At 50.6% G+C, this 18444-nt stretch carries 14 protein-coding genes; 3 read left to right on the forward strand and 11 right to left on the reverse strand.

Annotation, left to right across the window (positions count from 1 at the left end):
* Positions 1-429: 429 nt before the first annotated feature.
* The 6 genes from AC0LWN_RS18590 to AC0LWN_RS18615 all read right to left on the reverse strand — a co-directional run bounded on the left by AC0LWN_RS18590 (position 430) and on the right by AC0LWN_RS18615 (position 8780).
* Entirely contained in the window at positions 430-2325 is a 1896-nt protein-coding gene (locus AC0LWN_RS18590) for a beta-glucoside-specific PTS transporter subunit IIABC (RefSeq protein WP_474667873.1), read from the reverse strand.
* A gap of 133 nt (positions 2326-2458) precedes the next feature.
* Entirely contained in the window at positions 2459-3310 is an 852-nt protein-coding gene (gene licT, locus AC0LWN_RS18595; protein WP_474667875.1) for a BglG family transcription antiterminator LicT, read from the reverse strand.
* A gap of 393 nt (positions 3311-3703) precedes the next feature.
* Positions 3704-5116, reverse strand: a complete 1413-nt coding sequence (locus AC0LWN_RS18600) for a glycoside hydrolase family 1 protein (protein WP_474667877.1) — start codon at positions 5114-5116, stop codon at positions 3704-3706.
* Positions 5117-5147: 31 nt separating this feature from the next.
* Positions 5148-6605, reverse strand: coding sequence for a glycoside hydrolase family 1 protein (locus AC0LWN_RS18605; RefSeq protein WP_474667879.1), 1458 nt, complete (start codon positions 6603-6605; stop codon positions 5148-5150).
* A gap of 233 nt (positions 6606-6838) precedes the next feature.
* A complete protein-coding gene (locus AC0LWN_RS18610; RefSeq protein WP_474667881.1) occupies positions 6839-8056 on the reverse strand; it encodes an aminotransferase-like domain-containing protein in 1218 nt (405 codons plus the stop codon).
* A gap of 67 nt (positions 8057-8123) precedes the next feature.
* Positions 8124-8780 carry a response regulator transcription factor gene (locus AC0LWN_RS18615; protein WP_474667883.1) on the reverse strand — a complete coding sequence of 219 codons (657 nt, stop codon included), beginning with the start codon at positions 8778-8780 and terminating at the stop codon, positions 8124-8126.
* Positions 8781-9060: 280 nt separating this feature from the next.
* Here AC0LWN_RS18615 and AC0LWN_RS18620 point away from each other — a divergent pair, with 280 nt between their 5' ends.
* Together AC0LWN_RS18620 and AC0LWN_RS18625 are read left to right on the forward strand one after the other, a co-directional pair.
* Positions 9061-9468 carry a hypothetical protein gene (locus AC0LWN_RS18620; protein ID WP_474667885.1) on the forward strand — a complete coding sequence of 136 codons (408 nt, stop codon included), beginning with the start codon at positions 9061-9063 and terminating at the stop codon, positions 9466-9468.
* On the forward strand, positions 9465-10532 hold the full coding sequence (locus AC0LWN_RS18625; RefSeq protein WP_474667887.1) for a phosphodiester glycosidase family protein: 1068 nt from the start codon (positions 9465-9467) through the stop codon (positions 10530-10532). Before AC0LWN_RS18620 ends, AC0LWN_RS18625 begins: the two co-directional genes overlap by 4 nt.
* A 342-nt stretch (positions 10533-10874) precedes the next feature.
* On the opposite strand, the gene AC0LWN_RS18630 is transcribed toward AC0LWN_RS18625, so the two are convergent.
* The 5 genes from AC0LWN_RS18630 to AC0LWN_RS18650 all read right to left on the reverse strand — a co-directional run bounded on the left by AC0LWN_RS18630 (position 10875) and on the right by AC0LWN_RS18650 (position 16716).
* Positions 10875-11129 (reverse strand): AbrB/MazE/SpoVT family DNA-binding domain-containing protein, encoded by a 255-nt coding sequence (locus AC0LWN_RS18630; RefSeq protein ID WP_019912259.1) that lies wholly within the window; start codon positions 11127-11129, stop codon positions 10875-10877.
* A gap of 122 nt (positions 11130-11251) precedes the next feature.
* The gene (gene trmL / locus AC0LWN_RS18635) at positions 11252-11716 is read right to left on the reverse strand and encodes a tRNA (uridine(34)/cytosine(34)/5-carboxymethylaminomethyluridine(34)-2'-O)-methyltransferase TrmL (RefSeq protein ID WP_458964894.1); all 465 of its coding nucleotides are present in this window, start codon (positions 11714-11716) and stop codon (positions 11252-11254) included.
* Between the two features lie 90 nt (positions 11717-11806).
* Entirely contained in the window at positions 11807-12937 is a 1131-nt protein-coding gene (serC, locus tag AC0LWN_RS18640) for a 3-phosphoserine/phosphohydroxythreonine transaminase (protein ID WP_474667889.1), read from the reverse strand.
* Positions 12938-13000: 63 nt separating this feature from the next.
* Positions 13001-13888 carry a hypothetical protein gene (locus tag AC0LWN_RS18645; RefSeq protein ID WP_474667891.1) on the reverse strand — a complete coding sequence of 296 codons (888 nt, stop codon included), beginning with the start codon at positions 13886-13888 and terminating at the stop codon, positions 13001-13003.
* A gap of 89 nt (positions 13889-13977) precedes the next feature.
* Positions 13978-16716 carry a GH36-type glycosyl hydrolase domain-containing protein gene (locus tag AC0LWN_RS18650; protein WP_474667893.1) on the reverse strand — a complete coding sequence of 913 codons (2739 nt, stop codon included), beginning with the start codon at positions 16714-16716 and terminating at the stop codon, positions 13978-13980.
* Between the two features lie 444 nt (positions 16717-17160).
* Between AC0LWN_RS18650 and AC0LWN_RS18655 the strand changes: the two genes are divergently transcribed.
* Positions 17161-18204 carry a LacI family DNA-binding transcriptional regulator gene (locus AC0LWN_RS18655; protein ID WP_474667895.1) on the forward strand — a complete coding sequence of 348 codons (1044 nt, stop codon included), beginning with the start codon at positions 17161-17163 and terminating at the stop codon, positions 18202-18204.
* Positions 18205-18444: the final 240 nt, after the last annotated feature.

Below are 18444 nucleotides of genomic sequence, written 5' to 3' on the forward strand. Positions count from 1 at the left end.
CCTTGCAAACACACAAAGAGCGGTCCCATCCGCAGAAACTCTGCTTCGGGACCGCTCATGTGTACATTCAAATTTCCTTCAAACTCAGTAACTTTATTCTTTCAAACTCAGTACCCTTATTCCTCCGGAGTCACCATCTTTATTCCTTCAAACTCACCATCTTTCTTTTAGCTCAGAGCCTCTGAGCCCTCTCCAAGCCATAACTGTATTCCATGCAACTAAAAACTAATATTTTGGCGCTATATAAACTTTAGTTGCAGTCTCTACACTTAAAAAGACAGTATTACTGGAAAAGGCGGCTATCCACGGTTTTTAAGTGTACCAAATACAATTACCTTCTAAAAATTCTGCTTTCCCCCTCTTTTAACTGTACCAAATACAATTACCTGGCCGCAAAGCGAAGGGTTAGCATTTCCATTCAAGCAACGTTTACGCCCGCACCGTATACAGCAATTCCTTCTCCTTCACCGAAGAGCGGCCTGCGGACTCAATCGAGTCATACTGCTGAATGTTCGTAATGATCACCGGCGTGATGGTGCTGAAGCCGGCTTTTTCAATCTCAGCGAGATCGAATTCCATTAGCAGGTCGCCAATTGCCACTTTGGTGCCGGCGGTAACCTTCGGCGAGAAATGCAGCCCCTTGAGTTTCACGGTATCTATCCCGATGTGAATCAGCATTTCGGCTCCGTTGTCACTAACGAGGCCAATGGCATGGCCGCTCTTGGACAAGGAGAACACCGTCCCGTTAACCGGCGACACCACACGGCCTGCAGATGGCTGAATGGCGAACCCCTTACCCATAATTTCTTCAGAGAAAGCCGGATCATTCACTTCACTCAGCGGTTTGACTTCACCGGCAATTGGACTGAAAATTTCCTCACTAACCATCACCAGTTCGGGTGCTCCAGCAGATGCTGCAGCCGCAGACACGCTTGCCGCAGCAGCGGAACCCGATGCTGCCTCTGCTTTTACCTCAGCTTCATCTTCAAAGCCCAGAATATAAGTGACAATGGCTGCGACAGCGGCACCAATCACAAAACCGATAACCGAATAGACAAAGGTCGCACCCAGAACCATCGGAATACCGGAGAGACCGGCAAGACCACCGATCACATACGCTTTTACTTTAAAGAGACTGAGGAAGGCTCCACCAACCGCTCCCCCGATTAGTGCGGCGATGAACGGCTTCTTCAGACGCATGTTCACGCCATACATAGCCGGCTCAGTAATCCCCATAAAAGCGGTAATACTTGTGGACATCGAAAGAGACTTTAGCTTGGAATTTTTTGTTCTCAGGGAGACACCCAAGGCGCTGCCTGCCTGCGCAAAGTTAGCCACCATCATGATCGGAATCATGTAATCATAGCCAAGCTGCGCAATCGAAGCGATCATAATCGGAATCAATGCATAGTGCATCCCTGTAATGATAAGCAGCGACATGGTTCCGCCGAGCAGGAGACCTGCGAAGAGACCTGTATTTTCGAACAGCCAGCTTATTCCGCCGGTAAGACCGTTCCCGATAATAACGCCTAGCGGGCCGACAGCAATCAGGGTGAGCGGCACAATTACAAGCAGCGTTACTGTTGGAACAATGATCAGCTTCAGCGAAGCGTGAGTTACTTTATCTACCGCTTTTTCCACATAGGAAGCCAGCCACACGGCAATTACAATCGGAATAACGGAAGAAGAGTACGTTGCGGCAACAACCGGCAGCGAGGCAAAGGTAACCTTTTCCCCGGACCCCAGCAGGGTCGTAATCGTTGGATGAAGGATCGCAGCCCCGATGGCTGCCGCGATATACATATTGCTTCCCAGCTTGCGGGCGGCGCTGACCGCCAGGACGATAGGCAGGAAATAGAAAGCTCCGTCGCCGATGGCAGAGAGAATCACATAGGTTGAATTCCCTGTTCCCATCCAGCCCATAGCAACGAGAAGCGCCACAATCCCTTTAATCATCCCCGCGCCGGTGATCGCCGGCAGAATCGGTGTGAAGATCCCGGAGATGAAATCAAACAGCTTGCTGAGCGGGTTCCCCTGCTTCTTCTCCACTGCCCCGGAGGACGCCTTCTGATCAGGAGAAACCTTCATATTGCCAACCAGCTCATTGTATACCACAGGCACATCATTGCCGATGATGACCTGGAATTGCCCCCCGTTAATCATGACTCCCATGACGCCGTCCGTTTTTTGCAGAGCCGCCTTGTCTGCCCGCTGATTATCATTCAGATTAAAACGCAGGCGTGTCATGCAGTGAGTAACCTGATCAATATTCTCTTCCCCGCCTACCAGCCTCAGTATTTCTTTAGACAACGCTTTTTTATCCATTATGGTGTGCACCTTCGTTTCTGAGTGTTTTTTGACAAAAATAAAAACCTAAACACCGAGCAGTGATGCCTATTGCCTTCATCACCGTTCGTGTTTAGGTTTTGCCTGCTTAGAGTAACAATCCCGTTCACCGTTATTCAGTTGCATCATCGTTTCTGATTATCCGTTCAATATGGATGGTCATATACAATATTTCTTCCCTGGACAAGACCCGCTTGTAAATCTTGCGTGTGTAGTCCGCTATCTTGATGGCACAGGCGTAAGCCTCCGGGTACTGCTTGCTGACCAGCTCATGCAGCGCATGATCCTTGTCCCTGTCTTCAATAGGCGTTCCTTGAACGACCCGCTGCGCGAAAAACTTCAGATGCGTAAGAAAGCGGAAATATCCAAGAGACTCCTCGTCCAGCTCGATAAGAAAGCTCCGTCTTACAATGTTTAATATGTCCTTCACAATATTGGTTATGCTCACCGTTTCCCGCATTTCACCGTTCATCTGGGCATTGACCAAATGCATCGTGATGAAAGCGCACTCGTCCTCCGGCAGCAGAACGCCAAGTCTCTCCTCGATGATTTGCAGCGCTTTTAAACCGATCGAGAACTCCTTGCGGTACATCCGCTTGATTTCCCACAAAAGCGCATTTTTGATTTGAAGCCCCTGACGGTGGCGGTCGATGGCAAAATGGATATGGTCCGTCAGCGAGATATAGATACTGTCGTGCAGCTTCTCTCCCAGCACCGTCTCGGCATAGCGGATCACTTCATCGGAGCATTCCACATATTCCATCGGGATGTCCGAGAGGAGCGCCATCAGCTTTTGTGATACTTCTTTATTTTCCAGTGAGAATACCTTCTCAACCTTGTCTTCATCAATCTCATCGCCGGCCTGTTTCTTGAAGGCAATCCCGCGTCCCATAACGACCTGTTCCTTCTGGCTGGCGTCCATTACGGTGACGACATTATTGTTGAGCACCTTCGCAATTTTCATTCCATCACCTTACACCGTCAGAGTAGTAAAAAAGGCAAAACCAAAACGGGCATTATAAGAACGCCAGTTTCTGGTTTTGCCTGAACTAACAGTAACAATCCAGTTATTTTACCTGTACCAGCATCTTAGCACATCAACATGAGGTTGACAACGTTTTTATGAAAACGGTTTTTTATAGGAGCTGAATTACCAGTCGGCATTATTCGTAGCTGCGGGGAATGTTTGGACTTCCGGCCGCTGTTATGTTTGGATTTCCTGATTTTGAACCGCTTTTCGCGGTAGAAATCCAAACATAAAGGCGGTCGCTATCGCTCCTCCAGTTCCAAACTTCCCCTCCGCTACTTCTGCCTTTTTGTAGTTCTTTAGTTCAGCTTATATAGAAAAATTTTGCGTCTATTCTAATGTTGCCCCATTTGTGCTAATAACCTCCTTGTACCAGTCAAAAGATTTTTTCTTATATCTCGCAAGCGTGCCTGTGCCATCATTGTTGCGGTCCACATAGATGAAGCCGTAGCGTTTCTTCATTTCGGCAGTAGACGCGCTGACAATGTCGATACAACCCCAAGTGGTGTAGCCCATCACTTCAACACCGTCCAGGAGGGCTTCTCCCACCTGCACCAAATGATCGTTAAGATATTTAATTCTGTAGTCGTCCTGCACCGTTTTGCCGCCGTTACCGTCATCTGTCAGCTGATCCACTGCTCCAAGACCATTCTCCACGATAAACAGCGGCTTCTGGTAGCGGTCATAGAAGCGGTTGAGCACATAGCGCAGCCCCTGCGGGTCAATCTGCCAGCCCCATTCACTGGCTTCCAGATGCGGATTGGGCACACCACCGAGCAAATTCCCTTTTCCGGCGATTCGCTTCTCGGGATCTCCCGTCTCACAGATGCTCACATAATAGCTGAAGGAGATAAAATCAACCGTATGCTTGAGCAATTCCGCGTCTCCAGGCTCAAAATGAATCTCAATGCCGTGATCTCTGAAGTAGCGCTTCATATAATTCGGATACTCGCCGCGGGCATGAACATCGGCAAAGAAATCATTTTTATGCTCTGACAACATACATGCAATCACATCGTCCGGGTTCGGCGTCAGCGGATAGGTCGGCATACTGAGCACCATGCAGCCAATTTGGGCTCCCGGCATGATTTCATGGCCCAGCTTAACTGCAGTCGCACTTGCCACCAGCTCATGATGGACAGCCTGGTACAGATCCTGCTTGGACAGCTTTTCTTTTGGCGTATAGATGCCTCCGCTCATAAACGGTGCTTCCAGAATCGAATTGATTTCATTGAAGGTCAGCCAGTACTTCACCTTGTCCTTATACCGGTTGAACACAGTAGTCACGTAACGCTCGTAGAACCCGATCAGCTTGCGGTTCACCCAGCCGTCATATTCCTTGGCGAGATGCAGCGGCGTTTCATAGTGGGACAGCGTCACCAGCGGCTCAATCCCGTATTTCAGGCACTCATCGAACAAATCATCGTAGAACTGCAGGCCTTGCTCATTCGGAGTCAGATCGTCGCCGTTTGGATAAATGCGGGACCAGGCAATGGACGTGCGGAATACCTTGAAGCCCATTTCGGCAAACAGCTTCACATCTTCTTTATAGCGGTGGTAAAAATCAATCCCGATCAGCTTCAGATTGTTCTCCGTCGGTTCCTCCGTAAGCGGCCCGGCAATCCCCTGAGGCATTACATCCTGTGTGGACAGTCCTTTGCCGTAGCTGTTATAAGCACCTTCGCATTGATTGGCGGCAACCGCTCCTCCCCATAAAAATCCTTCGGGAAATGGTGTTTGCATATTCTTTTCCACCCTTCTTGGTATAGGTTATTTACAGTACTTCACCGTTCGACGCAATGACCTTCTTGTACCATTCAAAAGAGTCCTTTTTGCTGCGGTTCAGTGTGCCTACTCCCTCATCATCCAAATCCACATAAATGAATCCGTAGCGTTTGGACATCTCCGAAGTGGACATACTTACCAAGTCAATCGGCCCCCAACTGGTATACCCCATCAGCTCAACGCCATCCTTAATGGCCTCTTTCATCTCCTGAATATGCTGTCTCAAATAATCAATCCGGTACTGATCATGTATGGAGCCGTCGGCCTCCACCTTGTCATAGGCTCCAAGACCGTTCTCTACGATGAACAAAGGCTTTTGATAACGGTCATATAACGTGTTCAAGGTAATGCGCAGGCCAACCGGATCAATCTGCCAGCCCCAATCGGACGCCTGCAAATACGGATTCTTGATCCCGCCAAGCAAATTCCCCGCCGTAGCTTCTCCTTCTGGACCAGCAGATACGGTAAGCGTCATATAATAGCTGAACGAGATAAAATCAACCGTATGGGCGGCAAGAATCTCGTCATCTCCAGGCTCGCGTGCGATAACAATATTATTGTCAGCAAAATAACGCTCCATGTAACGCGGGTATTTCCCGCGGGCATGCACATCGGTGAAGAACAGATTCATCTGGTTCTCCTGCTGGCTCTTGCGCACATCTGCCGGATTGCAGGTATGAGGATAAGATTCCATCCGGGCCAGCATACAGCCGATTTGGGAGCCGGGGATAATCTCATGACCAAGCTTCGTCACCAGCGCACTGGCCACGAACTGATGGTGCAGTGCCTGGTACACCGTCTGCAGCTTATTTTCCAAACGGTCTGAAAGAATCCCGCCTCCGGTATAGGGGCTGAACACCATGACGTTGATTTCGTTGAAGGTCAGCCAATATTTCACTTTGTTTTTATAGCGGTTGAATACGGTTTCGGCATACTTCACGTAGTGCTGGATTACTTCGCGGCTGGCCCAGCCGTTGTATTTCTGTGTAAGGCCGAGCGGCGTTTCATAATGCGACAAGGTCACCAAAGGCTCAATGCCGTATTTATTCAATTCATCAAAGACCTGATCATAAAACGCAAGGCCCTGCTCGTTCGGCTCCGCATCATCGCCATTCGGAAAGATCCGTGACCAGTTGATGGACATCCGGAACACTTTAAAGCCCATTTCGGCGAATAAAGCGATGTCCTCCTTGTAGCGGTGATAGAAATCTACACCTTCCCGTTTAGGGAATCTGTCGTTTACTTCCCCGGCAAGAATCCCGTTGATCCGCTCCGTGGAGATTTCCATCGCATGATCCCCCTGTCGCTTCTCCTTCGGCACATACGCGATCATATCTGCGGTCGAGAGACCTTTGCCATCCTGATCATAAGCGCCCTCAAGCTGATTGGCAGCGGTTGCGCCACCCCACAAAAAATGCTCAGGAAATCCATTTTGTACTTTAGCCATTCCAATTCCCTCTCTTCCTTATACATTTCAAATGATGGCCAAAAACAAGAAAAACCTAAACAAGTGGCAAAGTCATTTGAACCTCATTACAAAGGCTCAAAATGGTTCACCATCAGTTTAGGTTTTGCCTGGCACGGCCAGTAACAATCCAGAAACGATGTGTTTAAGGACGATTTAATTAACAACAGCCTAACACAGCTTTTGAGAAAATTCAAATGATTAATCTGCCCGGTTCAGCTTCGTGCCGTGAATTCTGTGACTGCCTCGCTCATCAGATTCATGCCCAGCAGCAGCTCATCCCTGCCCGGATGGCTGAAGTTGAGGCGGATGCGTCCAGTGCCACCGCTCACGCTGCAGAGCGGTCCGGGCAGGAAGGCTACGCCTTTGGCCAGCGAGGCTTTCAGCAGTGCCATCGCATCCAGCCCTTCCGGCAGCGAGACCCACAGGAACATGCCGCCTGTCGGCAGATCATAGCTGCTGTTCTTCCAGGCCGGACGCTTGAGCAGCTCAGCCATGAGCTTCAGGCGGGTGTTGTATTCGCGGTTCAGCAGCGCGATATGCTCGCGCAGATCGAAGGCCGTCACATCCAGCAGATGGTGCAGCAGCCGCTGGTTCAGGGAGCTGGATTGCCAGTCGGCCATCTGCTTCGCAGCGGCCATCATGCCGATCAGCTCGCGGCTGCCCGCTGCCCAGCCCGTCCGCAGCGCAGGCGCGACCGTTTTGCTGAAAGAGCCGATGTAGAGCACATGTCCACCTTCGCTGACATTCTCCAGCGCATACAGCGAAGGATATTTCACCGACGGACGTTCGGCATATCTCTGAAAATGCAGATCGCCATAGGAATCATCTTCGACAATCAGCACATCATGCGCGGTGCACAGCTCCAACACTTCCTTGCGCCTTGCAAGGCTCCAGAGAATTCCGCTCGGGTTCGTAAAGCTCGGCGCGGCAAACAGCATCTTGGGCCGGTGCTGGCGGATTTGCGTGCGCAGATGATCCGGCAGCAGTCCGTCCCGGTCCCCTTGAACCGGGATAATTACGGCACCCTGCATCCGCAGCGCTTGCAGAATACCCGGAGATGTCGGATTTTCCACCAATACACGGTCTCCGGGGTCAACATATACCCTGGACAGCAAATCAATCGCTTGTTGACTTCCCGTTGTCAGCAGAACTCCGCCATCGGCAACAGCTACCCCTTTGGCCTTCAGCCAATCTCCGGTCAACCATTCCCGCAGCGGACCATACCCTTCAGGATCACCGTATTGCAGCGCCCCGGCATCTGCCGAGATAACCGTGGAAGCCGTCTCTGCAAGCAGCGACAGCGGAAACAATTCTTCTGCCGGCAGCTCCTCCGCAAGTGAGATCAGCGTCCCTCTGCGCGTCTCTTTACGTATACTCAGAAGCGGTGAAGAGTTCAATGTATGTGCGCGGGCAGAAAACTCATATTTCATACGCTTCCCCCTTTCCCTGGTACCAAGAATATTCCTTGCCGGCCGGCAATATGTCGTTATGCAGGGGCTATGCGTACAATTGCTTGTTTTGTCTGGAGAAAAGAGCGAATTTCTCAATAGCCTGCGCCCGCGTGGACACCTCCAGCTTCACATAAATCTTGCGAAGATAGTTGTCGATGGAACGGCGGCTAACCTCAATCTCAAGAGCAATTTTATCGTATGTAATTCCCTGAACAATCCGTTCCATTATGAACATTTCGGTCTGAGTCAGCTGCAGCAGCCCGTCCAGCCCCCGTGAGGACGCAATCGGACGAAAGCCTTTTTCTATCCAATCCAGCGGTATCGAGAGGAACCCTTCGCGCAAGCCGTTTATCATCTGCAGCAGTTGACCAGAGGAAGCCCCTTTGGATAATACACCGCTCGCCCCCAGCTCAATCAGCGGCTGGAACAAGTCTCTGTCTTCCTCCTCCGTCATAACGATGAAATGGGAGCCTTGCGAGCTTCTTTTCATCTCCTGCAGCACACTTTCCACATTTCCCTCCGGCATCTGATAATCCGTCAGCACCAAATCCGGCTGCGTCTCCCTTATACTGCCAACACCATCGCTCCAAGTGGATAACATCCCGACAACCTCAAGCTCCCCTCCTTCCTCCAAAATCAATTTCGTACCCAGCATACTTGTGGGGTAACATCCCACGATGACCACCCGCCAAACCTTCCTCATTAATGCCCAGACCTCCTGCTGTCTATATAATATACCCAGAATAGAGAACGCTATAGCGTTTCTGTTCAACACGCAAGCAAGGATGTATGATGTCTTGTCCGATTTTCCTTCTTTTACCTTGAATACGTCCATCAGATATTCCAATCTATAGAAATTGTATCGCAGTAGTTTGATAGGATGCAATCACTTTTTCATGTTTTCATAGGTACTTTCACTTTTGCGAAAATTGTAAAAGTCTGATAGAATGGGAGCTTGATAAAAATATGCCTGAGGTGATCAAATGCAACCGCTAGCGGAATCGACACCGGTACACTCGCGCCGTACTGCAGCGAGAAACCGATCTTCCGTAAAATGGTTTTTACTGTTCTGGATTTTGATGATCGGGCTCGGCTTTTATGCCGTGTACAGCTACACCAACCATCTTAAAGAGCAAGTGCTAAACGAGCTTGGCACTCAAAGCCAGCAGCAGCTTACCGTTTTGAAGACCGATTATGAATCGCGAATCACCGCTCTCTCCGATCAGGTGAAGGAGCTGCAGAGCACTGTGCAGACCTTTAACGAGCTGCTTACCTTCACCAAAGATAATGCCAGCAACAAGACAGACAACAGCAACAAGCTGTATACGCAGCTTAGCGAAGTCCGCAAGCAGCTCGCCGCACTGCAAAAAGAAATGGATCTGCTGAAATGATGACGCCGGTCAAACGAGTCAACCGCTTCTTCATGATTCTGACCGCGCCGTTCTTCGGCTTGCTGCTCTGCTTGTGGTGGTATCAGCCGCCGCTTGAACTGAATATGAATATTGGCCAATTCGCTGCCGCCCCCGGGCCTGTCAAGGAAACAGCCGCGCTGCAAAAGAATCTGATTACGGCGCAAGCTGCAGCCTCCACCACCATTGATTCCATAGGCACCAGTGCCAAGCTGTACAAGAAAACTACGAATGCCATGAATGCACTGGTGAATACAGCCAAAACCCAAGCCGCACGCCCGGAGCGGATCTACAACCGCCGGATTTCCTCGAGACTGGGAATACCCGCCGATATTGTGAGCACCGACCGGATTACGATTGAACTCTACCGGCTTAATCCCGGAAGCTATACAGCTCATGCCTTAAAGATCAAGCTGAAGGACCCTGCGGCTATGAAAATGAGTCTGGCCGGCGATGGTACAGGCGGAGCCGAGACCACACTGCAGGCCGTGAGCCGCTATGGCGCGACTGCCGGCATCAACGCTGGCGGATTTGCCGATAAAGGCAGCAAGCGTTACCCTCTTTCCACAACGATAGTCGGCGGAGAGTATGTGTATGGCTTCGAATCCAGCTATAAGGATCTCAGCTTTGTCGGCCTGAACAAATCGGGCCAGCTAATCGGCGGCAAATTTTACAGCCAGTCGCAGCTTGATCAGCTCCAGCCGGTATTCGGCGCAACCTTTGTGCCGGTCCTGCTGAAGAACAGCAATAAAGTAGCGATCCCTGCCAAATGGCAGCTATCCCCCAAACGCGCACCGCGCACGGTTATCGGCAAGTACAAGGACGATCAACTGCTGATTATGGTCGCGGACGGCTATAATGAGAACGGCAACTCAGGCGCTACGCTGGAGGAGCTTCAGAACAAGCTGTATAACATGGGTGTCATTGATGCTTATAATCTGGATGGCGGCGGCTCTTCTTCCCTCATCTTCAAGGGCAGAGTCATTAACGATCCGTCAGATGGAAATTTGCGCCGGGTTCCTACCAGTTTTCTCTTTTTCAAGTGATCATTATGTATTATAATCAGGAAAACGAATACAGCTACTCATGGAGGTGCCAGCATGTCGTTCTCCTTGACTTTTTGGATCATCACTTTAGTGTTTCTGCTGTTTCTGACCGGCATTCTTACTTCTTCCTACAATGACGACAAGACCAAAGGCTTGTGACTCAGAATACTTCTAATGAAAGGAGCACCGCACTGATGTGCGGCGCTCCCTTTTTTTGGCTATAGCCCACTTTTTACAGAAAAGCCTGCTATTATGGGCATTCCCCAAGAGGACGCCGATTGCTGCCTTTCATATGTACAAGTTGCCTCTTGCGCACATTCTCGGGGAATGCACTGCGTTTACTTAGGCGTGTCTTGGCAATTGAGTCATTTCGGTCAGGCATTCAGCACAAATATAACGGTCTTTATATTCGCTTACGCCCTCCATTGATCCACAAAAGACACATTTCGGACGGTAACGCTCCAGAATGATGTGATCGCCCTGCACCAGAATTTCCACAGGATCGCCTTCATTCATTTGGTACCTTTTACGCAGGGACTTAGGCAGAACAATTCTACCCAGCTGATCTACTTTTCTAACTACGCCAGCAGGTTTCATATCTAACTTACACTCTCCTGTTCAACAAAAATTAGTATCTACTACTTATTTCGGCACTAATCTACTATTTCGTTACCAAAATGTCGAATCCTGCTGAAAAAATCAAAAATTCGTGATTTCTTTTAGAAAAGTTGTGGGAAATCCATCTGACGCAGCGCTTCATAGACAATAATCGCCGCAGAATTGGATAAATTAAGCGATCTAACCGCCTCGCTCATCGGCATGCGCATCGTCGTTTCTTTGCCGGCTTCGAGAATCTCCGCAGACAAGCCCTTGGTCTCTTTGCCAAATACAAAGAAATCTCCATCCCGGAACGCAAAATCAGTATAACGTTTCTCTGCCTTGGTTGTTGCATAGAAAAAGCGGCCTTCGGCATACTTCTCCAGCACTTCCCCGAAGGAGTCATGATATTCAATATGAACGGCATGCCAATAATCAAGGCCCGCCCGCTTCAGTGTGGCATCGTCCGTACGGAAGCCGAGTGGACGCACCAGATGCAGATGAGTGCCTGTAGCCGCGCAGGTACGGGCGATATTGCCGGTGTTAGCCGGAATCTCCGGTTCCACCAGCACAATGTGTAGTGCCATAATAAGTTAACTTCCTCTCTATAGGCTTGAGCTGCGTACAAAGCAGAAAACCTTCCGCCAACAGGCGGAAGGTCTAGAAATTTACATTCATTAACCTTGAGTTTGCCGGAAATGCTTCATGAAATCAGACAGCGCCTTTACACTCTCGTAAGGAACGGCATTGTAGATGGAAGCTCTCAAGCCTCCTACACTGCGGTGACCCTTCAGTCCAATAAAACCTTCCTGCTCGGCTGCTTTGACGAATTTCTTCTCCAGCTCTTCCGATTCCATACGGAACGTAACATTCATAATCGAGCGGCTGCCAGTTTCTGCAACCCCGCGGTAGAATCCGTCGCTGCCATCAATGTGATCATACAGAAGCCCGGCTTTATCACGGTTCTTGACTTCAATGCCAGCCAGTCCGCCCTGCTCCTCAATCCATTTTAACACTTCATTGACCATATATACAGAGAAGGATGGCGGAGTATTGTACAGAGAGTTGTTCTTGTAATGTGTGTCATACCGCAAAATGGTCGGAATCGTTGAAGGCGACTTTGCCAGCAGCTCTTCCTTGGCGATCACCACAGTTACACCGGAAGGACCGAGATTCTTCTGTGCACCGGCATAGATCAGTCCGAACTGATTCACGTCAAAGCTGCGGCTCAGAATGTCGCTGGACATATCGGCGATCAGCGGAATCGAACCGGAATCCGGATACTCCGCATATTGGGTGCCTTCAATGGTCTCATTCGAAGTAATGTGCAGATAAGCCGCATTGTCCGCAGGCTTGATGCTGCTCAGCTCAGGAATCGCCAGGAACTTCTTGTCCTCTGACGATGCGGCAACATGCGCGCCTCCCAGAAGCTTGGCTTCCTTGAGGGCTTTGTCTGCCCAGCTTCCTGTCATTACATAGCTGCCCACTTGGCCTTCCGAGATGAAGTTCATCGGGATCATGGCGAACTGGGTGCTTGCCCCGCCTTGAACGAACAGAACCTTGTAGCCTTCAGGATTGCCGAGGAGCTTAAGCAGACGTTCCTGAGCTTCATTATGCACGGATTCGTATACCGCCCCGCGATGCGACATCTCCATAATAGACATTCCATTTTCCCGGAAATCAACAAACTCCGCTTGTGCACGCTCTAGTACTGTAAGCGGCAATGCCGCCGGACCAGCGTTAAAATTGTATGCTCTCTTGCTCAACTTGCTCCCCACCCTTTCTCTCCTACGAATATGGATATGCATATGATAGCAATATTCTTACACACCATCAAGTATAATTATTCACATGGGAGGTAAGATCAGGGCTCATGAAGAGGTGAAAAACTGATAGATCCGGCACCAGCACTCGCTTTGACGCGGTAAAAGGCTGATGTTCACAAAAACTTCAGGAGAAATTACATGCCGCTCTCCCCATAAAGCCATCCGGGCTACCCGGAAATCCCCGCTTTCTCGCACTCCCGTTCCACTCGGCTTATGAAGCAGTTCCCAATTGAACCCGGCTTCCGCCTGCTCCCAGCCACCCAGCATGCAATAAAATGGCCGATCCGGCTCTTCCCTCCAGCCTAGTCTATCTCCCGATACCTGCAATAAGTTAGTGGTGTAATCCGATTCTGCTGCTTCTATTGCAAGAATGCCCGGGACCCGGAGTTCATAATCCTTTCCTGTCTTATTACCGTCAATTCCGATGAAGTTATGAATGTACTCCTCGGTTTGGATAGGATTAGTTCCTGTATTTTCCAGCTCATAAGCAATCTTTAATTGATCTTGGCACAAGGAAAGAGATTTGGTCAAACGCATGCCATAACCGGCGCACTCCATGGTCTGGACGGTATATGTGACTGCATGAGTGTCTCCTTCTACTTGGGTAGTGAATGGCTGCACCTTGTAATCATGTGCAAAGTTGTACGGGTCGCGGTTCTGCTTCTGCAGGAGTCCTACACCGGGCTTCGGAAACCATCCGCCTACCGGTGCCTCGTCATATCCAATTGCCCGGGAAATGCCGAACTCGTTGCATAGGCCAATCCCCCCGCTGCCCTCTCCCGGAACCAGACTTTCCGGCACGCAAAATGTATGTTTTCCCTGCTCTAGTGTTACCTGTGTAATAAACCCCGTCCAATCGAACCTGGAGCCGTTATACGCTCCAACATCGGCAATGTCGACGGTCAGAATACCATTTGACAGCTTGTAGCCCATAAATGACGCGTCCTTTCTTTCTATTTCTAAAAAGCGCCTGCACCCGCCGTATGCAGCGGTGCAGGCGCTCAGATTGGATCTTCCCGGGGTTATGCCAATGTCACTTCAATCAAATGGCATTCCCCTGTAGCCAGTGACTCCAGTTCTTGCCGTGGGATAATAATGCCCCCTGAGACGCGCTGAAGCGTCACCTCGCTGCCGTTCAGGGTGGCGGAGTGTATTTGGTACTTACCATAATCGGAGCTTCCTGTGGACTTATAGACCACTTCCAGCTCACGTTCTGCAAAGATCGTCTTAATCGAGGCTTTCCCCTCTTGATCAAACTGCTCCCGGACCAGCTTCGGTTCCAGCAGCAGATCCCCAAGGCGGCCCTTCACCCCAAACACCTCATTAACCATGGTCAACAGCAGCCAGCTTGCCGAGCCTGTTAGATAAGTATATAGCCCTCTGCCCTGCTCGTTGATGTACTCGGGAATTCCGGGGTAGATGCGGCTGGTTGCAAAATCGGCGCTGAGCGTATACAACGATTCCAGTACTTTACGCCCTTCGTTTACATATCCGCGTTTGTAGAGCGCATTTCCATACATAACAGTCATGTGACTGAACATCGCCCCGTTTTCTTTATGGCCAAAAGCGAAGCCGAAGGCGCGGCCCAGATTCTGCTGAATGCCCCCGAACCGGGAGTTCAGCCTGTAGCCGATTTTGTCATCCAGCAGATTGCGTTCCACCGCAGCAATGATGTGCGAAATCTGCTCCGGCGCTGCGGCATGGCCCAAAATCGGAAATACCTGGCCCGTTAGCGTCATGCGGGTGCCTTCGGCAAATTCTCCCTCTACCCGCTCCCCGTCGTTGTTGTAGTAACCGTTAAACCATCCGTCGCCGTGTTCGCTTTGCACCCACTCATTGCGGCGTAAATGGTTGAATATCCACTCTGCCTTTTGCGCCAGATCCTCTGCCACCCGCTCCGTGTCCAGAGCCACACGAATTCCGCTTACCTTGTTAGGCGCAGCGGCGTAGAAGCTGTTCAGCCGCTCCAGCTTCCCTGCTGGAGAACCGTAATCCACACACTCGCCAAGTGAATCCAGCAGCAGCAGCATTTCCTCCGCCAGCTCCATTGTCACTTGATCCTTGCGCTCCTTAAGAGTGCGCAGCATGCGGGAGATGTCCAGCAGATTGCTGGCGTAGAAAGCTGTGAAAGCTACACTTTCGCCCCGCTCTGCCGCCATGTCCAGCCCGTCATTCCAGTCGGCGCCTTCCAGCAAAATGTTGTTATGTTCGCCGACATTGAAGAACGGCACCAAATTTTGCAGCAGGATATGTTCCAGTATGGTGCCTTTATAGACCTCCCCGGCAGCGGTTCTAAGATAATTGCCAGAAGACTCATCCCAGGAAGTGTCGCGTTCCCGGCAGCGGCTCATAAAGGTGTCGCGGAAATAGCTCTGCTCCTGCAGCAGGAAATCCAGATCGCCGCTCTGGTCCAGATACAATTGGGTTGTCAGAAACGGCCAGGCACCGTGGTCCATCCATACACGCGGGATATTGTTGCGGTCGGCAATGAACTCACCCGGCTGCTGGCCGATAATGGTCGCATTGCTGCCGTCAATTCTCACGCCGGCGTAATTGTTCAGGAGCAGCCCCCGTACTTCCGCCGGTTCCATAATAAGCAGTGCCAGACAATCCTGCCACAAATCCCGCCAGCCGCGTCCGCCTCTGCCATAGTCATGATACGGCAGGAAGGAGTTGCCGTAGAGTCTTCTAAGCACAGGCTGCAGGGTCACCCATTTCATCCATTGATCCGCCTGCGGATCACCGGTATGAAACTGCACCGTGTTCACTTTATCGGACCAAAATGCTTTATTCTCCTCCAGACAGCGGTCAAACGCCACTGCTGATCCGTATTTCCCCATCAGTGCAGGCACGTCTATTCTGTCATCCCCGATAGCCATCACCACGACATAAGCATGACTGTCTCCGGGCTGCAGGGAAACAGGCGCAAACCGGATTCCGCCCAGCGCCTCATACCCCTCGCTCTGCACGCCTCCGCCTGCTTGGACAGCGGGAGGAGCATTCAGCACGACAGCTTCAGGCCAGTCCAGGCTTCCGCCTTCTCCGATAAACTCCTCCTGCACCGGGAAAAAGCCGGCCGGCCTGCTGCCGTCCCCCTCCGCCCCGAATACACCATAAGAGGTGTGGTTCACGCGGTGGCCGCGCTCATCAAACGACAAAGCCGGCTGAACCTCCACACCATATGCTGACGTATAGGTCCGGTTCAGCAGGGAGGTGACATGCCGGTGATCCCGCACATCGTCTGCCGACCGGGCATAAAGCGGAACTGCGGCTGTCGGCGTTAGGACAAGCGTCTCATCTCCCGTATTTGTAAGAACAATCTTCATTAGCTCTGCCTTGTCATTGCTGCATGGCACGAAACTGATAATTTCGGCTGTGATCCCCACCTCTGTGTTGCTGCGGGTTACCCGGTGCCAGAGAAATCCTGCCTCCAGAACCGCTTCGTCAGCATGCCCGGTATAGACAGCCGCATTTTGCCTGGCTGAATTTCCGGAGGCCGACCACGCTCCCTTTCCCTCAGCGTATACCCAGAAATTGCGGGAGGCGCGGGAATTATGCAAATCCTCCACCGATAACGGAGGGGTCAAAAACGTATTATGGCCGGAAGCCGCCTGTCCATGAAGCTTCGGGGTCACCGATGACATCATGCCGGCTTCATTTACCAGCGGAAAATATAAAAAGCTGCTGTGATCCGGCTGTTGCAGCCTGAACTCCCCATCCTTGCCGGTGAAGTTCCATCCGTTGATTTGATTACGATTCACTGTATTCATCCTCTCATTTTTGCTGCAGCTTACGCTTTAACTGCGCGCCAGAAGCGCACCGTCTACAATGTACTTTTGAATGAAGGTGTACAGCGCACTCAGCGAAGCCGATACAATATAGCACCTTTACGAAACACCTATTTCGTAAAAAATTACGAAACCCTCCGGCAATTCGATCGAAAGCGGTTTCGTTTTTTTTCATTATTACACCGTTAATTATCTTTGTAAAGTATTTTTGATAATTGATTTCCGGGCTTTTTTGCGAATTTTTCACATTATTTATACTGAAATCGCTGAAATATTCCATTGACTACTTTCTTCCAAACCTATAGAATATTTAACGAAACTGTTTCGTAATTATTTATTCCGAATCAATTCGAATCAGCTATCACAACTTTCTTTTTACCTTTAAAGAGCTGCTTTTTATCCTAAGGGGGACCTTTCATGGCCTATAATATAAAAGATATAGCGAAAATGGCCGGGGTTTCGGTATCGACAGTATCCAAAATCATCAATAACTACAGTGATATTTCGGAAGATACCCGGACCAGAGTGCTCCAGATCATCAAGGAGACCGGATATAGCCCTTCCAACTCGGCTAAAACGTCGGCAACCAAATCCTCTAACCTGATTGGTGTCATCTTTGCCGGTATGCTGAATGTTGATTTCACCCACCCTTTTTTTATCGAAGTCCTGAATTCCTTCAAAAAACAAATGGGGCAGCTCGGCTACGACCTCGTCTTCTTCTCTAACGAAAAGTTCCAAAGCGGCGGCAATAACGATTATCTGGCCCGCTGCCGGCATTACAATGTAGACGGCTGTGTGCTCATCTCCGGGCAAGAGCTGGAGTCCTCAATCAGCCAGCTCGATAACAGTACAATTCCTTGCATAGGGGTAGATATGAAGCTGTCCGGCCGCAACTCCGGTTATATCATGTCGGATAACTTCAAGATGTCCTCCAAGGTCGTCGAGCATTTCTATTTGCTGGGGTATCGTGAACTGGGCTATATCGGCAGCACCCTGGAATCGGATATCTCCAATATGCGCGAGAGCGGTTACCGCAAAGCTATCGAGGATCTGGGGCTGCAGATCAATGAGAGTTGGTTCCTGAACGGGGAAAATTTCTTTGAGGCCAGCGGCTATGAAACGATGCGCCGGATGATTGCCGCCGGGCAATTGCCCCGGGCGATCTTCGCAGCCTCCGACCAGCTTGCCATCGGAGCGCTCCGCGCGCTTAAAGAAGCCGCTATTTCGGTTCCCGGGACACTTGCGCTTATCGGCTGCGATGATATCGAAGCATGCAATTATACAACGCCGCCGCTGAGCACGATCAGGCAAAACAAAGAGAAAATCGGGCGGCTAGCCGCACTGATGCTGTATGACCTCATTAACAGCCAATCCGGCGCAAGCTCCTTCATTGTCGAGCCGGAATTGATTGTACGGGAGTCCTGCGGGGCCGCTAAGCTGGGTTTGGACTCACACTTCTGAAATGCACCACTGCGCCGCTGTGAAGGCATGAGAGGGCACTGAGCCCCTCCTTCTCATGCCCTGCTTTCCTCACCCTATAGATGACGCTCGTGCTGGGCGAATCGAGTAGGAGGGGGCGGTAGGCCCCCGTCCTCTCACACCACCGTACATGCGGGTCCGCATACGGCGGTTCCAAAAGTTAACAAAGCTCCAGATAACGTGAAAGCAAACTTTTCAGCCCTCTCGCTTCCCAGTAGGAAG

The organism is Paenibacillus sp. sgz302115, assembly GCF_056120445.1.